The sequence below is a fragment of the Mycobacterium lepromatosis genome (genome assembly GCF_000975265.2).
Lineage (GTDB): Bacteria > Actinomycetota > Actinomycetes > Mycobacteriales > Mycobacteriaceae > Mycobacterium > Mycobacterium lepromatosis.
In genome coordinates this window covers 999,885-1,013,413 of sequence record NZ_CP083405.1, presented here as the reverse complement: position 1 = coordinate 1,013,413, position 13,529 = coordinate 999,885, and the positions used below count along the sequence as shown (strand labels likewise).

Annotated in this window: 9 protein-coding genes and 1 pseudogene; 8 read left to right on the top strand and 2 right to left on the bottom strand. The window is 58.8% G+C overall.

Annotated features, from left to right (window positions below):
* Positions 1 to 105: 105 nt before the first annotated feature.
* The 3 genes and pseudogenes from MLPF_RS04720 to nrdF all read left to right on the top strand — a co-directional run bounded on the left by MLPF_RS04720 (position 106) and on the right by nrdF (position 3,653).
* On the top strand, positions 106 to 816 hold the full coding sequence (locus tag MLPF_RS04720; protein WP_420329615.1) for a TetR/AcrR family transcriptional regulator: 711 nt from the start codon (positions 106 to 108) through the stop codon (positions 814 to 816).
* Positions 817 to 967: 151 nt separating this feature from the next.
* Positions 968 to 2,528: pseudogene (locus tag MLPF_RS04715) on the top strand (flavin-containing monooxygenase); the annotation flags it as partial.
* Positions 2,529 to 2,690: 162 nt separating this feature from the next.
* A complete protein-coding gene (gene nrdF, locus MLPF_RS04710; RefSeq protein ID WP_045843372.1) occupies positions 2,691 to 3,653 on the top strand; it encodes a class 1b ribonucleoside-diphosphate reductase subunit beta in 963 nt (320 codons plus the stop codon).
* Between the two features lie 1,617 nt (positions 3,654 to 5,270).
* Here the strand turns inward: nrdF and MLPF_RS04705 are convergent.
* Both MLPF_RS04705 and MLPF_RS04700 read right to left on the bottom strand, forming a co-directional pair.
* The gene (locus MLPF_RS04705) at positions 5,271 to 6,311 is read right to left on the bottom strand and encodes an NAD(P)-dependent alcohol dehydrogenase (protein WP_045843359.1); all 1,041 of its coding nucleotides are present in this window, start codon (positions 6,309 to 6,311) and stop codon (positions 5,271 to 5,273) included.
* 317 nt (positions 6,312 to 6,628) lie between these two features.
* Complete coding sequence (locus MLPF_RS04700; RefSeq protein WP_045843371.1) at positions 6,629 to 7,732, bottom strand: iron-siderophore ABC transporter substrate-binding protein; 1,104 nt, start codon at positions 7,730 to 7,732, stop codon at positions 6,629 to 6,631.
* Between the two features lie 225 nt (positions 7,733 to 7,957).
* On the opposite strand from MLPF_RS04700, the gene ctaD reads away from it, so the two are divergent.
* The 5 genes from ctaD to MLPF_RS04675 are packed head-to-tail and all read left to right on the top strand — an operon-like array spanning position 7,958 to position 13,528.
* A complete protein-coding gene (gene ctaD / locus MLPF_RS04695) occupies positions 7,958 to 9,682 on the top strand; it encodes an aa3-type cytochrome oxidase subunit I (protein WP_045843370.1) in 1,725 nt (574 codons plus the stop codon).
* Between the two features lie 40 nt (positions 9,683 to 9,722).
* On the top strand, positions 9,723 to 10,958 hold the full coding sequence (gene serB, locus MLPF_RS04690; RefSeq protein ID WP_045843358.1) for a phosphoserine phosphatase SerB: 1,236 nt from the start codon (positions 9,723 to 9,725) through the stop codon (positions 10,956 to 10,958).
* A gap of 49 nt (positions 10,959 to 11,007) precedes the next feature.
* On the top strand, positions 11,008 to 11,886 hold the full coding sequence (locus MLPF_RS04685; protein WP_045843357.1) for an ABC transporter ATP-binding protein: 879 nt from the start codon (positions 11,008 to 11,010) through the stop codon (positions 11,884 to 11,886).
* Positions 11,883 to 12,770, top strand: coding sequence for an NUDIX hydrolase (locus MLPF_RS04680; RefSeq protein WP_236685072.1), 888 nt, complete (start codon positions 11,883 to 11,885; stop codon positions 12,768 to 12,770). The genes MLPF_RS04685 and MLPF_RS04680 overlap by 4 nt, the downstream gene beginning before the upstream one ends.
* Complete coding sequence (locus MLPF_RS04675) at positions 12,767 to 13,528, top strand: enoyl-CoA hydratase (RefSeq protein WP_045843356.1); 762 nt, start codon at positions 12,767 to 12,769, stop codon at positions 13,526 to 13,528. The genes MLPF_RS04680 and MLPF_RS04675 overlap by 4 nt, the downstream gene beginning before the upstream one ends.
* Position 13,529: the final 1 nt, after the last annotated feature.

Below are 13,529 nucleotides of genomic sequence, written 5' to 3'. Positions count from 1 at the left end.
AGGATCCACACTCCCGAGCCGTTGAAGCAGTCGGGCTGTGCGGGTCAGCATGTGCGACCCGGTAAGGTATTTGACGTGGGGAGAATTAGCCGATCCTATCCCAGCATGAAGCCCGAGGTGAAGATCGACGCACGCAGTGAACGTTGGCGTGAACACCGTAAGAAAGTGCGCGGCGAAATCGTCGATGCGGCTTTTCGCGCTCTCGACCGACTGGGGCCCGAGGTCAGTGTGCGAGAAATCGCCGAAGAAGCTGGAACCGCTAAGCCCAAGATTTACCGGCACTTCACTGACAAGGCCGATCTGTTCAAGGCCATCGGCATACGTCTGCGTGACATGCTGTGGTCGGCGATCTTCCCGGCTATTGACTTAGCTACCGACGCGGCTCGCGAAGTCATTCGGCGCAGCGTCGAAGAATATGTCAGCCTCGTCGACAAGCATCCCAACGTGTTGCGGGTTTTCATCCAAGGCCGGTTCTCAGCGCAGTCCGAGGCGACAGTGCGGACCCTCGACGAAGGTCGCGAAATCACCCTGACTATGGCCGAGATGTTCAACAACGAGTTACGGACAATGGAGCTGAACCGCGCAGCTATTGAACTTGCCGCGTTCGCTGCCTTCGGATCGGTTGCGTCGGCCACTGAGTGGTGGTTGGGTCCCGAACCCGATAGCCCGCGGCGGATGCCACGTGAGCAGTTCGTTGCGCATCTGACGACCATCATGATGGCCGTCATCGTCGGAACCGCGGAGACGCTTGGCATCTCGATGAATCCTGACCGGCCGATCCACGATGCAGTACCACTCGATCGCTCCGCGAGCTGAGCATTGGCGGCGTTGACATCGCCATGATGATCGCTAAACACATGCCGTATTTGTATACGATGCCTTGGGTATCGGATATTTGCGACAGCTAGATGCCTAGGCCAAAGATGCGCATTTCGCGCACCGGCCCTCATAGGAAGACTGATTCAACATGACAAATGCCGGGAATCCACTGGACACCCATGCCGAGCTGACGCTCGAGGGCCATCAGTCGGTGCACACCCGTGTTCTCATTCTTGGTACAGGGTTTTCTGGTCTGGGGATGGCAATTGCGTTACAACGGCAAGGCGTTGACTTTGTGATCCCGGAGAAGGTCGACGACGTCAGCGGTATGTGGCGGGACAACAGTTACCCCGGCTGCGCATGCGACATCCTGTCTCACCTGTATTCCTTCTCATTCGCGCCCAAGCCGGATTGGAAGCACCGGTTTTCCTACCAACCCGAGGTTCGGGACTACCTCAAGGGAGTGACTGAGAAATATGAACTGCGTCGTTACATCGTTTTCAACTCGCTGGTTGATCGTGGCCACTGGGACGAGGACAAGTACCGGTGGCATGTGTTCACCTCCTATGGGCGAGAATACGTCGCCCAGTTCTTGATCTCGGGGAGCGGTGCGCTGCATATCCCGTCTATCCCTGATATCGAAGGCGTGACGAATTCCGCTGCTCTGCTTTCCATTCCGCGCACTAGGATCACGGTGTAGATTTGACTGGAAAGCGGGTGGCGATGATCGGGACTGGCGCCAGCGCGATCCAAATCGTGCCGGAGGGCATCTGCCAGGTTGCCGAACTCCAGCTCTATCAACGCACCCTACCCTGGGTGGTGCCGCGCATTAACGTAGAACTGCCATTGCGGCTGCGGCGCGTTCTGACGAATGTCCTGGGACTACGGGCCTTGCTGCGTGCCGGTATCTACTGGCGCATGAGGCGTTGGCATACGGCATGACGAAGTGACCGAACACGCTCAAGGTCATCGAAGCCCTCGCCGAATGGAACATCCGCCACTCGGTGAAAGACCGCGAGCTGCGTCACAAGCTTGTTCCGCACTACCTCATCGGGTGCAAGCGAATCCTGAACTCTTCCAGTTATTACCGGGGAATCGCGAACTCAAAGACCGAATTGGTCACCGAAGCTATCAGCCGAATCACGCGCGACGGGATCGTCACTGTCGACGGTACTGGCTGTGCGTCCTTCCGAGAAGTGGACGTGATCATCTACGGTACCGGTTTTCATGCCACCGACTCCTTACATCTATGTCCAGATTAAAGGACGCCACGGTGAGAATCTGGTAGATCGCTGGAACCGTGAGGGCATTACCGCTCACCGTGGGATCACTGTCGCTGATATGCCTAATTTGTTCTTCCTGCTAGGACCCAACACCGGACTAGGGCACAACTCCGTCGTGTTCATGATCGAATCCCAAATCCGCTATGTAGTCGACGCGATTGCGACGTGCGACCGGTTAGGCGCACAGGCGCTGGCTCCGACGCGTGCCGCGCAGGACCGTTTCAACGACGAGTTGCAAGGACAATTTGGCTAACTCGGTGTGGAAAGCGGCAGTTGCAGCAGCTGGTATCTCGATGAGCATGGTAAGACACCGTGCTCTGGGGCAGCTACACTTGGCAGTACTGGTGTGGAACCCGTTCGGTCAAGCCTGCGAATAACCAATTCTTTTGGAGTGGGAATGGGTTCATCGCACCGGCATGCGCCGTTCACGGTGGCGAATTAGACGGCTGGGCTAGGCGACGCGCAAACACTACTTATTGTGTTGCGGCGGTATCTTGGACCCCAAGGGTAGTGTTTAAATCCCGAGTACAGCGGGGCAGACTGTCAGCTGACTAAAGCGCGTGAAGTGAGGTTCTGGTGACTGAGAAGATAGAGCTGATTGACCGCGTTTCGGCGATCAATTGGAACTCGCTGCAAGACGACAAGGACGTCGAGGTCTGGGATCGGTTGACTGGAAACTTCTGGCTTCCTGAGAAGGTGCCGGTGTCCAACGATCTCCCGTCGTGGGGCACGCTGACTGCTAGTGAAAAGCAGCTGACAATGCGGGTGTTCACCGGTCTGACGCTGCTCGACACGATCCAAGGCACGGTCGGAGCAGTCAGCCTGATTCCTGATGCGCTGACGCCGCATGAGGAAGCCGTCTACACCAACATTGCGTTCATGGAGTCGGTGCACGCCAAGAGCTACAGTTCGATCTTTTCCACGCTGTGCTCGACAGCGGAGATCGACGAAGCGTTTCGCTGGTCGGAAGAGAACGCCAACCTGCAGCGCAAAGCTAAAATCGTGATGGAGTACTACCGAGGCGATGAACCGCTCAAGCGTAAGGTGGCCTCCACCTTGCTCGAAAGTTTCCTGTTTTACTCCGGGTTTTACCTGCCGATGTACTGGTCGAGTAGGGCCAAGCTGACCAATACCGCTGACATGATTCGACTGATCATCCGCGACGAAGCAGTCCACGGTTACTACATTGGCTACAAATTCCAGCGTGGTTTGGTGCTGGTCGATGATGCCAAGCGGGCAGAACTCAAGGAGTACACTTACGGACTGCTCTTTGAGCTCTACGACAACGAGGTGGAATACACCCAGGATCTCTACGACAGAGTTGGGTTGACCGAAGACGTCAAGAAGTTCTTGCGTTACAACGCAAATAAGGCGTTGATGAACCTCGGCTACGAGGCGCTGTTCCCGCGGGACGAGACCGACGTGAACCCGGCGATCCTGTCGGCATTGTCTCCCAACGCCGATGAGAATCATGACTTCTTCTCTGGCTCGGGGTCATCGTATGTGATCGGTAAAGCCGTCGTCACCGAGGACGAGGATTGGGACTTCTAAAGGTCGCAGTTCAGCCGCGTTACCTTCAGTTCTACTAGCTTGATCCAGCAAAACTCCTGATCGGTTAGTTTTCTATTTCGAAGCCACCCTATTTGCGGCGATAGACGCTCGAACGCTGGGTGAGCTGTGCCGGCGGCGAAGCAGCGCATCGCGGATTGATCCGGTCACTACTTGACGGACATAGTTTTTCGGGTCTCCTAGGAGGCCGCCGAGGGACCTGTCTCTTTGACATAGACGCTCGGCGGAGGGGAGGTCTGTAGTAGTAGAGCACATCGATTGGGTAAGTTAGCGTGCCTGCGGGTGTTGGTATGTTTGGCGAAGTACTATCGGCGACAAGCAGTCCTAACGGGGTCGGGTCCGCCGAGTGCTGAGGGCACAGAGTGTTGTTGCACACGTACCGGCTCACGTTGAGGCCATGGCCGTCGTGTTTCTTGAGCAACGCTCAACTCTTCGGTTGTGAGACGAATGCTGACCATTGCCGTGTCTTGCCTCTTCTCAGGCTTCTCGGGCCGCCTTGGTTAACCTTCGTCAATTGGGTTCGCTCTACTCCGTCGGGTAGATCGCGTCTTCTCAGGCTTATCTGCGAGTTGAGCGTCATTCTTGCGATGTTTGTGGTTGTCGATCATATCATCCAGTCTACCCTCCAGAGTCCCTTTACTTGATCTTATGGTCTTCGGCTACTTGCGCGACGTAATGGGATGAACTGCGTGGCGCAGTTTCGTCGTAAATTACTGCGGCAACGATTGGCCGGTGTCGGTTTGTGCACTCTACTATCAAATACGTGGTGGTTCGGTCTTTCTTATATGGTACCCAGCGGGGACGGTTCTCAAATACTTGGTGGAATTCGACGATCGATATCCCCATGGGCCGTGACATGCTCCTCGTTGCCTAATCGATTTCAAAAATTTCGGCGTCAACTGGCGTTTCATCACCCTTCCTGGCGGTCATACCGCTGGATCTATTGCGGTATGACCGCAATAGTGACATTCGTCTTTACATAGGTGAGCTAGCGATGGAAGTAACCGGGCGCCTGTGGAACCACGCCGAAGCCGTGAAACATGCTGTTTGTTTCGGGAAAAGGCATAGACCAAGCGGGTTATTCAGGCCGGGACAACCCGGACCCTGGCAGGTGTCTTTTGGTCTCGGTATTGAGGTCCTGTGGACTGCCACGAACCAAGCACACTCCGTACGTGTTACCCTGGGAGGACGTCGACGGCCAGCCTATCGAAGTGTCGTACCATTTCAGAAAGCCGTGAACCGTTCTGTGTCTACCTCGAATTTCGGTTTGGTCAGCCGCCACAACTCGTGGTTGGCGCAAGGCAAACAAGAGTAGATGCAGTCATCAATAAACGTTTCGGTGCCCCCGTTGAAGAAGCGCGGACAATATGACTTTAATTTATAGCTGTTGATGGCTCAAAGGAAAGCGCTTGCACTACCGACTAGTTGACCAACCGGTTGTTACACTCATGTCACGTTGAGTCACGGCTTGTGCCTACAGATTTGCCCGCAGTTGCGGAATATGTCTTCGTCGCTGGCTGGCCGTTGGCCGGCATCTCAGGTGTCGTCCATGCTGGCGATGAAGCCAGCTCATGGCAAAGCCACGCCGACGTCACAGCTTTACAAACTTGATATGTTTATGACGAAGCGGTATCGCACGTCGCTTGCCAGCACTCGATCATAGGCTTCGTTGATGTAATCCGGTTCGATGAGCTCGATTTCGGGTGTAACACCATGTTCGGTAATGAAATTCAGCATTTCCTGGGTTTCGGTGATCCCGCCGATGTTCGACCCAGATAGGCTGCGCCGCATGAGCGCCAGCGCGAATGCCGGCACCAGCATCGGGTGCTCGGGGATGCCCAGCTCGACGAGTGTGCCATTGACATCAAGCAGGTTCAGGTATTTGCCGAGATCTAGATTCGCCGAGACGGTGTTGAGAATCAGGTCGAAGCTGCCACGCAGTTTGCGGAAGGTGTCGGGATCGGCGGTTGCGTAATAGTTGCTGGCACCCAGCCGCAGTCCGTCCTCCATCTTCTTCAGCGACTGGGACAGCACCGTCACTTCACAGCCCATCTTCCTGCCTAGCTTGACACCCATGTGCCCCAGGCCGCCCAAACCGATGATTGCGAGCCGTGTGCCCGGCTTAGCATTCCAATGCTTAAGCGGTGAGTAGAGCGTGATGCCCGAGCACAGCAACGGCGCAGCGGTGTCCAGCGGTAGCGCATCGGGGATGTGTACAACAAAGTTCTCGTCGACGACGATTGCCTGGCTGTAGCCGCCTTGTGTTGACTGGCCGTCTGTGCCGATCGAGTTGTAGGTAAAGGTCGCACCCCGTTTACAGTACTGCTCGATGCCAGCCAGGCAGCTGCTGCATTCACCGCAAGAGTCCACCATACAGCCCACGCCGACGCGGTCGCCCACCTTGTGCTTGGTGACTTCAGTGCCCACCGCAGTCACCACGCCAGCGATCTCATGGCCTGGGACCACGGGGTAATTCGGTTGGCCCCACTCAGCTTTGACGGTATGGATATCGGAGTGGCAGATCCCGGCGAACTGGATCTGGATCGCTACGTCGTGCGGACCCGGGTCACGACGGTTGATGGTGACTTTGGTCAGCGGTTCAGTCGCCGACGTGGCGGCGTAGGCGGAGACGGTAGTCATGGCACCTAAATCTTCCTTCTGTGGTTTGACACGTGCGACTTCATAGCTGGTGAATACCCAAAGCCTATCTCTGCCCCCTCGATCGGGGCAGGCGGGTACGGGTAATAGGTCGTATAGTGGTAACCCGCTACGGCCCGGCTTTACCGCACTTGCGCTCAATCACTGGTGCCTTGCGTCTGAAGTTCGTTTTATAAACTTGCTGGAATCCGCTATCGGTGGCTACCGCGGATATTGACAAGGTCGCGGTGACATGCCCTGAAGAGGGTCGGTGTGATCTTATGCTCGGCGAATATTAAACGAACTTCAGGCGTACGATATTAGTTGATTGGCGCGTTGATCCACCGTAGGTCATCAACGATGCCGCGGGCTGCGATCAAGCCCTCGCCGGTCTGCCACACTTCATCGTTGACGATGAAAACACGGTTGTCATGATTAGCGGATAGCTTGCGCCACGGGCCGCTGTCCAGGACGGTGGCGGCGCGCTTTGTGACTGCCGGTGAGGTGCACGATACGTAGATGATGTCGGCGTCAACCGCGGAGAAATCCGGCGCCTTCGCGAGATCAGCATCGGTGGTGCCGATCTCAATATAAGCCTTGTCGGTGAATCGCTGTGACATGGGTCGGTCCACTCCGACCGCGGTGAGCACGCGGGCCGGGAAGTTATTCGATCCGTACACCCGCATTGTGTTGGTGGTCAGCTGGACGATGGACGCTTGGTAGTGGGTTGCGTCATGAGTGGCCCCGATATGGGTGGTCCGTTGGGAGAAGCCGTTGATCAGTGCGTTTACGGCATCGTTGCGCGCCGTGGCAGCGCCGACACCACGAAGGTTGTCTTCCCAGCTTGCGCCCGGTGCTGCGGTGAACACCGTTGGGGCGATCGCCGTTAGCTGCGGATACAACTTCGGCGTCAACGCTTGAGAGCCCAGAATCAGATCCGGTTGAGTCGCCGCAATGGCTCCCAGGTTCGGGGCTCTGCGGGTACCGACGTCGGGCAGGCCATGCACGGCGTTGCCCAGGTAGGAGGGCTGGTTTACGGAACCGTTCGGCAATGCGGCGGCGGCGACTCGGGATTGCAAGCCAAGCGCGCATAGTGTATCGAGCTGGTCACCGGCCAGCACCACAATGCGCTGTGCCTCGGCTGGTACCTGGGCCACATCTGGTGTGACTCCCGCGGCGTTGTGGGCCGGCCGTGTCGGCGGCCCTGGATCAATCGCGGCTGGCTCGGGTGCGCACGCTTGGTCCGGCCGGCGCTCGTTTCCGAGCACACTGGCTCCCGCGATTTGAGTGGTGGGGGTGAGCAGTGACCGGGTGGGTGACGATGGTTTGCTGCCGGGCTGTGCCGACCCACAACCGCTACCCACTGCTATCACCGCTGACGCTACTGCGACGATGGCCCTGGTGAATAGCCATAGGGGTGGCATTGTGACGGATGACACGGGTTTGACCGTAACATCCGGTCAGTTCGGTTCCGACGATGATGCATGCCACACTGAACTCGATGAGGCATAATGCAGCGGTAATTATTATATTATAAGTATATTTATACTATTGAGGACCAGATCTACCGTCCACCTGTTCGGGGACTAGGATCCCTGTCTGTAATGCGTAGTGTGCCCCCTGTCCGGAATGGATGTCTGGAGGAGCTGTTGACAGTCGAAGCGCCCTCGTCGGGAGTACTCAAGGCTATCCGTCCATACCCGGCCCGCACTGGTCCCAAAGGGAACCTCGTCTATAAGCTGATAACCACCACCGATCACAAGATGATCGGAGTCATGTACTGCGTTGCCTGCTTCATCTTCTTCTTTGTGGGTGGCTTGCTGGCGTTGCTGATGCGTACCGAGTTGGCCGCACCTGGCTTGCAGTTCTTGTCCAATGAACAGTTCAACCAGCTGTTCACCATGCACGGCACGATCATGTTGCTTTTCTATGCCACCCCGATCGTGTTTGGTTTCGCCAACTTGGTGCTGCCGCTGCAAATCGGCGCACCCGACGTGGCATTCCCACGGCTGAACGCCTTTTCTTTCTGGTTGTTCTTGTTCGGTGCCGCCATGGGGATGGCTGGCTTCATCACACCAGGTGGGGCCGCCGACTTCGGCTGGACTGCCTATACGCCGTTGACCGACGCCATCCACTCGCCCGGTGCCGGCGGTGACCTGTGGATTATGGGTTTGATTGTTGCCGGTCTGGGGACCATATTGGGTGCGGTCAACATGATCACCACCGTGGTTTGCATGCGCGCTCCCGGGATGACGATGTTCCGGATGCCGATCTTCACCTGGAATATTTTGGTGACATCGATCCTGGTGCTGATTGCGTTCCCCCTGCTCACTGCCGCGCTTTTTGGGTTGGCCGCCGACCGGCATCTGGGAGCTCACATCTACGACGCGGCCAACGGCGGAGTGCTGCTGTGGCAGCACCTGTTCTGGTTCTTCGGCCATCCCGAGGTTTACATCATCGCGCTGCCGTTCTTCGGTATCGTCTCAGAGATCTTCCCGGTGTTTTCCCGCAAGCCCATCTTCGGCTACACCACGCTGGTGTACGCGACGTTGTCTATTGCTGCATTATCGGTCGCGGTGTGGGCGCACCACATGTTCGCCACCGGTGCTGTTCTGCTGCCGTTCTTTTCGTTTATGACGTATTTGATCGCGGTGCCGACCGGGATTAAGTTCTTCAACTGGGTCGGCACAATGTGGAAGGGTCAGTTGACCTTTGAGACGCCGATGTTATTTTCGGTCGGCTTCGCGGTCACCTTCTTGTTGGGTGGTTTGACCGGCGTGTTGCTAGCCAGTCCGCCGCTGGACTTCCACGTGACTGACAGCTATTTCGTCGTCGCGCATTTCCATTACGTGCTGTTCGGCACCATCGTGTTCTCCACGTTTGCCGGTATCTACTTCTGGTTCCCCAAAATGACCGGTCGGCTGCTTAGCGAGCAGCTGGGCAAGCTGCACTTCTGGCTGACGTTCATCGGTTTCCATACCACATTCTTGGTGCAGCACTGGCTGGGCGACATGGGCATGCCCCGACGTTACGCCGACTATCTTCCCAGCGACGGCTTCCAGGGTTTGAATGTTGTCTCGACTGTTGGGTCCTTTATCCTGGGTGCGTCGATGTTCCCATTCGTGTGGAACGTATTTAAGAGCTGGCGCTACGGCGAGGTGGTGACCGTCGACGACCCGTGGGGATACGGCAACTCCTTGGAATGGGCGACCAGTTGTCCGCCGCCGCGGCATAATTTCACCGAACTGCCCCGGATTCGTTCGGAGCGTCCGGCTTTTGAGCTGCACTACCCACACATGGTGGAGCGATTGCGCGCCGAGGCATACATTGGGCGTCGTCACGCCGAGGAACTCGTCGACGTGAGTTCACACTGATGTAGCTCGGCTCGGCCGGCGCTGTCAGATGAGTTGCGGAGTGAATAAGCCACCCAAGGTGTCGGTGCTGATTACTGTCACCGGTGTTGATCAGCCAGGTGTGACGTCAGTGCTCTTCGCCGTGCTTTCGCGGCACGGGGTCGAACTGCTTAACGTCGAGCAGGTGGTGATTCGGGGCAGGCTCACCCTGGGTGTGCTGGTGTTGTGCCCGCTGGAAGGCGCCGGCTATACCGCGTTGCGAGACGACGTGCAAGCCGCGATTCGCCGGGTCGGCCTTGATGTCACGATCGAGCGCAGTGACGACTTGCCGATCATCCAGGAACCATCGACCCACACGATTTTTGTGCTGGGCCGTCCGATTACCGCCCGGGCGTTCAGCGCTGTAGCACGTGAGGTCGCGGTGCTGGATGTCAACATAGACGTCATTCGAGGCATCTCCGACTACCCGGTTACCGGACTGGAGTTGCGAGTTTCGGCGCCGTTGGAAGCTGCGGGATCGCTGCGGACGGCTCTCAACCGGGTGGCCACCGCGGAGCACGTCGACGTGGCAGTGGAGGGTTACGGTCTGGGCCGGCGCATCAAACGACTCATTGTGTTTGATGTCGATTCCACTTTGGTCCAGGGTGAGGTGATTGAGATGTTGGCAGCCCGAGCTGGCGCGCAGGGGACGGTCGCTGCGATCACCGAGGCCGCGATGCGCGGTGAGCTGGATTTTGCGGAATCGTTACAGCAGCGGGTGGCCACCTTGGAGGGATTGCCCGCCAAGGTGATTGATGAGGTGGCCAATCAGTTGCAGCTGATGCCCGGCGCTCGGACCACTCTGCGTACGCTGCGACGGCTGGGGTTTCGTTGCGGGGTCGTGTCCGGAGGCTTTCGGCGGATCATCGAGCCGCTTGCACGCGAGCTGATGCTGGACTTCGTCGCGGCCAACGAGCTAGAGATCGTCGACGGCATACTTACCGGCCGGGTGGTCGGCACGATCGTCGATCGGCCCGGTAAGGCCAAGGCTCTACACGACTTCTCGGAGCAGGCTGGCGTGCCAATGGAGCAGACCGTTGCCGTCGGTGACGGTGCCAATGACATCGACATGCTGGCAGCGGCTGGGCTGGGAATTGCGTTTAATGCTAAGCCGGAGTTGCGTGCCGTCGCCGATGCGTCGTTGAGCCATCCCTACCTGGACACGGTGCTCTTTGTGCTGGGTGTGACACGCGGAGAGATCGAGGCCGCTGACGCGGCCGACGGCGGAGTGCGCCGCGTCGCGATTCCTCCCGACTAGGCGCTTCCCGTGGCAACCTGGTCGGGGGCGACCCGGCAGTTGTCGTGGCATCGCAGTACGGCACGATGTTCGGGTGCCCCAACTTGGCCCTGAAACTGGCAGCGACGCAGCCGATCCCGATCTGCTGATCGACTTTAAGAACGTATCTCTTCGATGCGAAGGGCGTGTCCTGGTTGGGCCGCTGGATTGGGCAGTGGAACTCGACGAACGTTGGGTGATTATCGGCCCCAATGGGGCCGGCAAGACGTCGCTGCTGCGCATTGCTGCGGCGGCCGACCACCCGTCGACGGGCGTTGCCTATGTGCTCGGTGAGCGGCTGGGGCGCGTCGACATCTCCGAGTTGCGTGCGCGCATTGGCTTGAGTTCGTCGGCTCTGGCGCAGCGGGTGCCAAACAATGAAGTGGTGCGTGATCTCGTGGTGTCGGCGGGCTATGCGGTGCTGGGACGCTGGCGCGAACGGTACGAAGGTGTCGACTACCAGCGGGCGATCGACATGCTGGAAAGTGTGGGTGCCGAACACCTCGCCGACCGCACCTTCGGTACACTGTCTGAAGGCGAGCGCAAACGGGTGCTGATTGCTCGGGCATTGATGACCGATCCGGAACTACTGCTGCTCGATGAACCTGTCGCCAGTCTCGACTTGGGTGCTCGCGAGGAGTTGGTTGCCCGGCTGGCAGATCTGGCCGCCGACGCGTGCGCTCCGGCGCTAGTGCTCGTCACCAACCACGTGGAGGAGGTTCCGCCTGGCTTTAGCCACTGCCTGCTGCTGTCTGAGGCCAAGGTCGTCGCCGCGGGTTTGCTGTCCGACGTGCTGACAGCAGAAAATCTGTCCACTACGTTCGGTCAGTCGATCGCTCTGGACGTTGTCGACGGGCGCTATTTCGCTCGCAGAGTCCGCTCCCGAGCAGCCCACCGGAGGCAGCTATGACGCCACCGCGACCGGCGGCGACCGTGATGCTGGTCCGGGAAATTCCAGATAGCCCAGAAGGCTTAACCGTTTTTTTGATGCGCCGGCATGCAGCGATGGAGTTCGCTGCCGGGGGGATGGTGTTTCCCGGTGGCGGTGTCGACGATCGCGATCGCAATGTTGACATCGCGTGGGCCGGGCCGTCGCCGGCGTGGTGGGCGCAACGGTTCGGCGTCGCAGCGGATCTGGCTGAAGCGCTGGTCTGCGCCGCTGCGCGCGAGACGTTCGAGGAGACGGGGGTGTTGTTCGCTGGGCTGGCCGGCCAGTCGCTTTCGTCACCAAGCAGCATTGTTACAGACACTTCGGTGTACGGCGAGACTCGCCGCGCTCTGGTCGACCGGACACTGTCGTTCGCGGACTTCCTGCACCGCGAAAATCTAGTGCTGCGATCCGACCTGCTGCGGCCGTGGGCCAACTGGGTTACCCCAGAGGCCGAGCTGACCCGCCGCTACGACACCTACTTCTTTGTGGGGGCGTTGCCGGAGGGGCAGCGCGCCGACGGGGAGAACACCGAATCCGATCGTGCCGCTTGGATGACTCCCCAGGCGGCGGTTGATGACTTCGCGTCCGGCCGTAACTTCCTGCTTCCCCCGACCTGGACACAGTTGGACGCGCTGATCGGCCACACCGTAGCCGATGTGCTGGCCGTCGAACGCCAGATTGTTTCGGTGCAGCCACACCTGGCGAAGCGGCGCGACAACTGGGAGATCGAGTTTTTCGACTACGATCGTTATAGTCAGGCGCGGATTTCCGGTGGATCGTCCACGGTAGCCGCAGTGATGAGCTCGAGCGCGGCGAAGCCAGGCACAGCCGGTCAACATCCTCGACCTATGCGCTCGTCATGAGTGAATTCGTCAATATTGTGGTCAGCGACAGCTCGCAGGATGCTGGCCTGGCCATGTTGATTCTCTCTCGACCGCCCACCAACGCGATGACACGTCAGTTTTACCGGGAAATAGCGGTGGCTGCCGACGAGCTTGGACGTCGCGACGACGTTGCTGCGGTTATCTTGTTCGGCGGCCACGAGATTTTCTCCGCCGGCGACGACATGCAAGAGCTGCGGACTCTGACCGCGGTGGAGGCTGGCGTCGCTGCCGAGATCCGCCGCCAGGCTGTTGACGCCGTAGCGGCGATCCCCAAGCCGACCGTGGCCGCGATTACCGGATACGCGCTGGGAGCGGGCCTGACGTTGGCCCTGGCTGCCGATTGGCGAGTCAGCGGCGACAACGTGAAGTTCAGCGCGACCGATACCCTAGCCGATCTGCTCCCGGATGGCGGTGGATTGGCCCGACTGACCCGCGTGGCCGGCGTTAGCAAGGCCAAGGACCTGGTGTGCAGTGGGCGCTTCTTTGATGCGGCGGAAGCCTTGGCATTGGGCCTGATCGACGACATGGTGGCTCCCGATGACGTGTATGACGCCGCCGCAGTGTGGGCGCGCCGCTTCCTCGGCGGCCTGCCGCACGCGCTGGCCGCTGCCAAAGCCGGCATCAACGAGATTTTCGATCTGGAACCGGCTGAACGGATCGCTGCCGAACGTCGCCGTTATGTCGAGGTGTTCGCCGCTGCTCAGCCCTCTTCGTCACTGGGCGGCGGCCGCGAATAAG

Bases quoted from the DNA above. Each gene is read 5' to 3' on its own strand.
- MLPF_RS04720 (WP_420329615.1), top strand. From the start codon at position 106: ATGAAGCCCGAGGTGAAGATCGACGCACGCAGTGAACGTTGGCGTGAA.
- MLPF_RS04705 (WP_045843359.1), bottom strand. From the start codon at position 6,311: ATGACTACCGTCTCCGCCTACGCCGCCACGTCGGCGACTGAACCGCTG.
- MLPF_RS04700 (WP_045843371.1), bottom strand. From the start codon at position 7,732: ATGCCACCCCTATGGCTATTCACCAGGGCCATCGTCGCAGTAGCGTCA.
- MLPF_RS04680 (WP_236685072.1), top strand. From the start codon at position 11,883: ATGACGCCACCGCGACCGGCGGCGACCGTGATGCTGGTCCGGGAAATT.
- MLPF_RS04675 (WP_045843356.1), top strand. From the start codon at position 12,767: ATGAGTGAATTCGTCAATATTGTGGTCAGCGACAGCTCGCAGGATGCT.